The organism is Ectobacillus sp. OTK, from assembly GCF_059698935.1.
In genome coordinates, this window is the sequence record NZ_AP048547.1 from 405,001 (window position 1) to 412,500 (window position 7,500).

General features: G+C 40.3%; 8 protein-coding genes and 2 rRNA genes (2 of these 10 cut by a window edge). 8 read left to right on the forward strand and 2 right to left on the reverse strand.

The window, feature by feature from the left end:
• The 4 genes from AC6HZ4_RS02065 to AC6HZ4_RS02080 all read left to right on the forward strand — a co-directional run.
• Positions 1-353: ribosomal RNA gene (locus AC6HZ4_RS02065) — 23S ribosomal RNA — on the forward strand (it extends 2,573 nt beyond the left edge of the window).
• 58 nt (positions 354-411) lie between these two features.
• Positions 412-527: ribosomal RNA gene (gene rrf, locus AC6HZ4_RS02070) — 5S ribosomal RNA — on the forward strand.
• Between the two features lie 538 nt (positions 528-1,065).
• A complete protein-coding gene (locus tag AC6HZ4_RS02075; protein WP_497493378.1) occupies positions 1,066-1,290 on the forward strand; it encodes a hypothetical protein in 225 nt (74 codons plus the stop codon).
• A 230-nt stretch (positions 1,291-1,520) separates the two neighbouring features.
• Positions 1,521-2,348: a hypothetical protein gene (locus AC6HZ4_RS02080; RefSeq protein WP_497493379.1), complete on the forward strand. Its 828-nt coding sequence runs from the start codon at positions 1,521-1,523 to the stop codon at positions 2,346-2,348.
• A 116-nt stretch (positions 2,349-2,464) separates the two neighbouring features.
• Here the strand turns inward: AC6HZ4_RS02080 and AC6HZ4_RS02085 are convergent, their stop codons facing one another.
• Complete coding sequence (locus AC6HZ4_RS02085; RefSeq protein WP_129732041.1) at positions 2,465-2,695, reverse strand: DUF1128 domain-containing protein; 231 nt, start codon at positions 2,693-2,695, stop codon at positions 2,465-2,467.
• 161 nt (positions 2,696-2,856) lie between these two features.
• Here AC6HZ4_RS02085 and AC6HZ4_RS02090 point away from each other — a divergent pair, with 161 nt between their 5' ends.
• Genes AC6HZ4_RS02090 through AC6HZ4_RS02100 form a run of 3 tightly spaced genes read left to right on the forward strand, consistent with a single transcriptional unit; the run spans position 2,857 to position 4,747 of the window.
• A complete protein-coding gene (locus AC6HZ4_RS02090; RefSeq protein WP_497493381.1) occupies positions 2,857-3,321 on the forward strand; it encodes a low molecular weight protein-tyrosine-phosphatase in 465 nt (154 codons plus the stop codon).
• A gap of 33 nt (positions 3,322-3,354) precedes the next feature.
• A complete protein-coding gene (locus AC6HZ4_RS02095) occupies positions 3,355-3,870 on the forward strand; it encodes a DUF4075 domain-containing protein (protein ID WP_497493383.1) in 516 nt (171 codons plus the stop codon).
• A gap of 4 nt (positions 3,871-3,874) precedes the next feature.
• Positions 3,875-4,747, forward strand: a complete 873-nt coding sequence (locus tag AC6HZ4_RS02100; RefSeq protein ID WP_497493385.1) for a YihY/virulence factor BrkB family protein — start codon at positions 3,875-3,877, stop codon at positions 4,745-4,747.
• Between the two features lie 227 nt (positions 4,748-4,974).
• On the opposite strand, the gene AC6HZ4_RS02105 is transcribed toward AC6HZ4_RS02100, so the two are convergent.
• Positions 4,975-6,903 carry a heavy metal translocating P-type ATPase gene (locus AC6HZ4_RS02105; protein ID WP_497493387.1) on the reverse strand — a complete coding sequence of 643 codons (1,929 nt, stop codon included), beginning with the start codon at positions 6,901-6,903 and terminating at the stop codon, positions 4,975-4,977.
• A 379-nt stretch (positions 6,904-7,282) separates the two neighbouring features.
• On the opposite strand from AC6HZ4_RS02105, the gene lepB reads away from it, so the two are divergent.
• A protein-coding gene (gene lepB, locus AC6HZ4_RS02110) for a signal peptidase I (protein ID WP_497493389.1) crosses the window boundary here: on the forward strand, positions 7,283-7,500 show its 5' end (the start). 316 nt of this gene lie beyond the right edge of the window; the window shows 218 of its 534 coding nt (coding positions 1-218); the start codon lies at positions 7,283-7,285; its stop codon lies off the right edge, out of view.

Genomic DNA, 7,500 nt, shown 5'->3' on the forward strand with positions numbered 1-7,500 from the left:
GGGCTGTTCGCCCATTAAAGCGGTACGCGAGCTGGGTTCAGAACGTCGTGAGACAGTTCGGTCCCTATCCGTCGCGGGCGCAGGAAATTTGAGAGGAGCTGTCCTTAGTACGAGAGGACCGGGATGGACGCACCGCTGGTGTACCAGTTGTTCTGCCAAGGGCATCGCTGGGTAGCTATGTGCGGACGGGATAAGTGCTGAAAGCATCTAAGCATGAAGCCCCCCTCAAGATGAGATTTCCCATAGCGTCAAGCTAGTAAGATCCCTGAAAGATGATCAGGTTGATAGGTCTGAGGTGTAAGCGTGGCGACACGTGCAGCTGACAGATACTAATCGATCGAGGGCTTAATCATAATTACACAGCGCAGCGTGTTATCTAGTTTTGAGGGAATATCCTTCAAACAAAATAGGTCTAGTGATGATGGCGAAGAGGTCACACCCGTTCCCATACCGAACACGGAAGTTAAGCTCTTCAGCGCCGATGGTAGTTGGGGGTTTCCCCCTGTGAGAGTAGGACGTCGCTAGGCAACATATTATCCCCTTTTGCATTGTGCGAAAGGGGGTTTTTTGTAGTGTTACTTCAATGAATATTATAATTAAAAATAAGAAAACGATTGGCTGAAATAAATGCTTAAGTCTTATTTGAAGAATGTTTATAGCTTTGCATTTTGTTTATGAATTTAAATGTTTGGCATTTTAAGAAGGAAGCTTATTTTATAAGTGGGAAAGAATTTTTAACCTCCTAAAAATAAGCTTTTTCTCGAATATATAGGTGGTATTACGTTAAGTGACAAGGGGTGTCAAAAAATTAAAATCAATATATATTCTGCTTATCTCAATAGTAGGCTTAAGTTTTGGGGGTTATAAAACATGTATAACAGCAACGGACGAATACGTAACGAAAGCTATTAAAGTATTGACTTTAATTTTTATCTATATGGGCTTTAATCTAATCGAAAAACCACATAAATGATAAAGTCATTGTAGTTATAGTACGAAGACACACTGTATTGTTGATACATAATCTTCATATGTAAGCTGCATAGATAGAAAGGGAGAATTATTTTGAAAGAATTTACTGTTTGTTATACGTTAGATAGTGATATTAAACGGGGAAAGTTAGTAAAGGAGTTGGATGCGAGGGCGGAAGATGTATTACAAGAGATACTAGAAAATATGCAGCGCAGTGATTATTTTGTAGTGACCGGCAATGAGGGGAATTATATTATAAATGCTGCATTAGTGCGCTATATACGTATTGTAGGCGAAAAAGAGATAGTTTGTATGTAGTCAATTATGGGAATATGTTTTTCTAAACATCATAGGAAAAATGGGTTACAATAAACGAAGGGTGAGCAGAGCTCCTCTTCTTTTTTTATGGATATTACATTATTTATATTTTTGAAAGGTTTTTTGTCTTATACATATTAGGAATTCACCTTAGATTTCAAATTGATATGGAGATGGAAATTATATAAAGATAATTGATGAGTGTGAGGTTGAAAAAGGAGATCCTTGTAATGAAATTAAATCAGGGTATACATCTAACGAACGAAGAGTTCTTTTTTCTAAGTAGTGTATTTGACTGTCGTGCCCTAGTTGGTGTACCAGATCCCTTCATTGGATATTGGGTGGAGGAGATTGAGGCGGAAATGAAGCGTGTTGCCAGAGGCCTTTTAGAGAAAGGCTATATCATCTATAGAGAAAATGAAATACAAATTGTACCTGAGCTTTTAGAATTTCTTGTGATATGCATGAAAACAAATGTAACCTTCTGGCTTCATTCTGAACGAGGCAGCAAGCAGCATGAAAGCTATTATTACTTAGACTCACGTAAAACAGTGGAAAGCAAGGTGTTTGAGGAAGGAGATCAGCTTTCCTATGTGCTATGTGATAAGGGGCCGGCAGTTCATGTTTGGAAGGAAGTGCTGCAGGAAATGTACCTTGAGGAAAAACCGATTTTATACGGTGATCCCTTTAATATCCCAATGGAGGTACTTGATGAACTCTTGGAGGAAGGAAGAGACTACAGTATAAAAAAAATAGAGGCTGTTCTTCAGGAGCATGGAGTGATTTCAGCTATGGCCAAAGCATTAGCCAGAACGCTCAAACAGTATAGCTATTATGGTACATTTACATCGTTTTATCGAATGAAAAATGTTTGGCGTATACAAGGTCTGCGTGTATTATACGATAGTGAAACGAATTGGTTGATTCGTGTTTCCCAAAAAGGCGACCGAAAAGATGCGGAAATTCAAACGGCGTCTACCGTCTCTTGTACAAAAGCGATAAAGGAAATGCTTCTTCGTTCAAAGCAGTCATTTTCTACGCTTGTAAAGCGTGTGTAAGGTAGATAAAGCCAAAAGAAGAGAAGAAGCTTCAGATGTACAGATCTAGTCTGTTTTGCTGTGAAAGCAAAACAGACTAGATCCGTTTTTAAACCTATACGATGAACAAATAGGCTTTAATTTTTCCCTTTGATTAGAGCACCAAGTTCTTCTGTAATAGCTTGCATTTCACTGATGCTGAATGTTTCGCGCTTCATAACGTGCTCATAAATATCCACAAGATCTTCGTACATTTCCTCACTAAAGCTTGATGCACGCATAGCGCCTACGTTTACCATGCGCAGCTTTTGTTTGATCATCTCTACCATATATTCTACGTTTTCTTGTGATTTCACAGATAAATCCATCATTTTCCTCCTACATTTCTGACCTATTCTTATCTTATCATTTTTTTGTAGTATTCCTTAAAGAATTCTTTTATTTTCTTACTAACTAACCCTGTTTCTTTTATATCATTACATGATTGCTTATAATAAGCGTAATACATATTAGTGAAAGGAAGAAAATAATGATCAGTGTACTGTTTGTTTGTCTTGGCAATATTTGCCGTTCCCCGATGGCTGAAGCTGTTTTTCGAGAGATTGTAAAAAGGGAAGGGCTGCAGGAGAAAATTCAGGTTGATTCAGCTGGAACTGGAGATTGGCATATTGGGGCTGTCCCTCATCGGGGTACGCAAAACATTTTAGAAGAAAATTCCATACCTTTTGAAGGAATTCGAGCCCGGCAAGTAGAAACAAATGACTTAACGAAATTTGATTACATTATTGCAATGGATAGCAAAAATGTAGCCGACTTGAAGAAACTTGGAATAGGAAGCGGATACATCGGCAGACTGTCTGATTTTGTGCCAGATGGTAGTTGGGAGGATGTTCCCGATCCTTATTTTACCGGTAACTTTCAAGAAGTATACGGCTTAGTGACTGATGGATGTGAACGATTATTAACGTTCATCCGAAATAAACACGGTATTTAAAAAATACAAGATATATGAAAGGGGAAAGGGAGTATGGAAAAGAAGAATTCGATTGTCAAGGATATTGCCATCGGTGTGGCGGTAGGCGCAGCAATGACAATGCTGCGTAAGGAAAATCGTGAGAAGCTTGCAAGCAATGCTCGCAGGGCGAGAACGAAGATGATTGAAATTCGAGGACATGCTGCCCCTTTGAAAGACCGTGTAAAGGAAGGTGTCCAAAGCGTCAGCACAAAAGGCCGTGAAATGGCAGATTTAAAAGTGGTAAAGGAAAAAGTAGAGGAAATTCGTAAATTAACTCCGGCAGTTGTGGAAACACTAAAGGAAACAAGGGATATTTTTAATAAGAAAAAGCAAGAGTTGAAGGAATCGTCCGTACCGACACAGGCTGAATCTAGGGATTTAGATGACCATTCCCAAGAGAAAGCCAATGGTAGTATAGAACAAGCTAGCGAATCTCCAGTTTCCCTAGAAATGACGAGTAGCGTGGAGGATAATGAGTCTGCGCATGAATCGCTCATCGAGAAGGAAGAGAACAAGCAAAGCGTCTAAGTAGGTGAGATGTATGTTTACGGCGGAAAGAAGAAGAATGGCACTATCATTTTTTCGGGATTTATACGTGCGGACAAAGGACGATGATGTGCAGGGTCTTGCCTCGCAGTTAGCCTACTTCTTCTTGCTTTCTTTATTTCCCGCCCTTGTATTTTTAATCACGCTTCTTGGATATTTGCCCATTCATACACATGATGTGCTTAAGTTTTTAGAGCAATATGCCCCGAAGGAAGCAATGACACTCATTAACGAAAATGTTCATAAAATCATGGAGCATGAAAATGGCGGTTTATTGTCCTTTGGTTTAATAGGAACACTTTGGGCTGCATCAAACGGCATTAATGCAGTGATGAGAGCCTTTAATAAGGCCTATGATACGAAGGAGACACGCTCCTTTATTATTACACGGGCACTCTCGATTTTTTTGACGATCGGGATGATTTTCGTTATTATTTTTGCTCTCCTATTGCCTGTGTTCGGAAATCAAGTTGGGACAGCTATTTTTAAAACGTTTAGCCTGCCAGAGGGATTTTGGGGTATTTGGAGTATTGTGCGTCTGCTCGTAAGCTTTCTTGTTTTGTTTTTGTCCTTTGCATTTGTGTACAAATTTACTCCAAATCAAAGACTGAGACCGAGGGAGATTGTATCTGGTGCGCTGTTTGCGACCTTTGGCTGGGTCATTGTTTCGTATTTGTTTGCTTTTTATGTGGAACACTTCGGCAACTATTCGAATACGTACGGTGGTCTCGGAGGCATTATTATTTTAATGCTTTGGTTTTACCTAACTGCATGGGTTGTTTTGCTTGGCGGAGAGATTAATGCGTTATTGAACTGCTACCGTACGAGCGGCAGAGATACGCGGCATAAAACATGCTAATAGGCGGCATACTAACAGTGCTTCTTTCATTTCAGTTAAGGGGGATGTCACTGTGAGCAAAAATCAGCATGGTAATAACACCAATGATAAAAATCAACGAAAGCAACGCAGCAGTTCTCAGCCAAAGCATAAAACAAGCAGCAGTGCGAACAAGAGCAACGGCTATCACTAAGAAAAGCGGCAGGGCTTATTTTTCCTATGTAAAGAGAGGACCTAAGAGGTCCTCTTTATTTATTTGCCTGCAGTAAACGAAGGCCATTTAAAATTACTAAAATGGTGCTTCCTTCATGACCAATTACGCCGAACGGCAGAGCCAGTACTTGAAGAAAGTTCGAGCAAATAAGCAAGGCGATAACAGAAAGTGAAAAGACGATATTTTGTTTTACAATTTTGTTCATTCGCTTGGAAAGCCGGATTGCTTGTGCGAGGCGGGAAAGTTCATTTTTCATAAGTACGACATCCGCCGTTTCAAGTGCTACGTCTGTCCCTTCTCCCATCGCAATTCCAACATTTGCAGTAGCGAGTGCGGGTGCGTCGTTAATACCATCCCCAACCATTGCGACTGAGCCGTATTTTTCTTTGAGTGCTTTTACAGTCTGTACCTTTGTTTCAGGCAAGCATGATGCGTAATACTCAGTAATAGAGCTCTCTAGAGCAATTGCGTGCGCGGTTTGCTCATTGTCTCCTGTAATCATAATAGTTTGGATGCCGAGTGTATTTAGCTCGCGAATTGCTTTTATACTTTCTTTACGAAGTACATCCTTCAGGGCAATCAAGCCTAATATCCCGTTTTCATCACCCACATACACAATTGTTTTTCCTTGCTGCGCAAGGCGTTTGGCAGCAGAATTTTCAAATAAGTCTGTTTCTTCTCCGATAAAATCCGCTTTTCCAATTTTGTAGACGATGCCGCCTAATGTACCCTTTAATCCGAAGCCTGTTATATCCTCCATTTGTTCTGGTGTGCTAATTTGTACGTTATATGTTTTCTTTGCATATTGTACAATTGCTGAAGCTAACGGATGCGTTGAGTGATTTTCGATTGAGGCTGTAATGCGAAGCAACTCCTCTTCGCTGAAGCCCTCTCGTGCGATAACATCCGTTACAATCGGCTTTCCTTGCGTAAGTGTACCTGTTTTGTCAAAAGCAATTGCTTTTAGGAAGGCTAAGCGTTCGAGGTGAACACCGCCTTTAAACAAAATTCCGTGGCGTGCACCATTTGAAATGGCTGAGAGTGTTGCAGGAGTAATAGCTGCAACTAGGGCACAAGGAGAAGCGACAACGAGAAGGATCATTGCGCGATAAAACGTTTCATTCCAGCTCCATCCTAATGCATAATGCGGTACAAGCATCATAATTGCTACAACAGCTAATACTGCCTTTACATATGTGCCTTCAAATTTCTCGATAAACAGCTGGGAAGGTGACTTTTCGCTTTGGGCATTTTGTACGAGACGGATAATTTTTTGAAACAATGTTTGGTCGCTAGGCTTGGTAATTTGTACTTCCATCGAACCACGCAGATTCACAGTTCCTGCAAAGACTTCATCACCTATTTTCTTTTCGTTAGGAATTGGTTCACCTGTAATAGCAGCTTCATCTACACTTGTTTCCCCGCGAACAATCAGGCCGTCTGCCGGAATTCGTTCACCTGGCTTTACAAGAATGATGTCACCGATTTGCAGTTGTGCAACAGCAATTCTTTCCTCTTTCCCGTTCAACAGAAGGAGTGCCTCCTCTGGCTGCAAATCAAGAAGAGCAGAAATTTCCTTCTGGCTTTTGCTCATTGTATAGGCTTCGAGGGCGCCGCTTAGGGCAAAAATGAAGATTAAGATAGCACCCTCTGTCCAATAACCAATAATGGCGGAACCAATGGCTGCGAAGATCATAAGCATTTCTACATTTAACTCTTTTTCAGCAATTGTATCTTCGATACCTTCCTTTGCTTTGGCGTATCCTCCAATCAGAAAGGCTAATACATAAAAGGCAACGGATGCAGAGGTATAGTTGTTGTTATCTAAAATCCAGCCTGTTAAGATAAAAATACCAGAGGCAATAGCGAAAATAAGCTCATAGTGCTTGCTAAACGCCTCCAAAAATAATGAGCGGCTTTCTGTGCCTTCGCTTCGTATAAATTGTTTTGCTTCGGAACTCATAGTTATCTCCCCCTTCGTATTCTCAATGAGAAAAAGAATCAAAATCGATACCCCTATAAAACGACGAAAGCTGCCATCCATAGCGGACAGCAGCATAACAAGCATTACCTAACATATTCTCAATTAATATATTCATCATTATACCATATGGCACCTGAAGTGGGAATTAAAACATATTTGTTGTCTGTGCCTTTAGTTTTTGCTTATGTGCAAGGACTATAATGTAAAGACAGTCCTAAGTTGTATGTATGCGAACAAAAGCTTGGGAAACAAAGATGGGAAAATAAAAAAGTTTAATAAATTAGAGGGCTTGCTTCTAGTAAAATAGAATAAGGAAGCTTGTTTATCCATTTTACATTCATAGGCTGGAGGAACCAATATGCATAAAAAAAGTCGCTTACGCGAGTTATTAGAGGCTCTCATTGCGGCATGCTGTATTGTATTTTTAGCGAAGGTGTTTCTCTTTTTTCCAACAAAGGTAGAGGGTGCTTCTATGCTGCCGACCCTGCATGAGGGAGATAAAATCATTGTAAGCAAGGTTGTCACGTATACGCATCATCTAGAGAGAGGCGATATAATCATTGTGAAAACAGATGA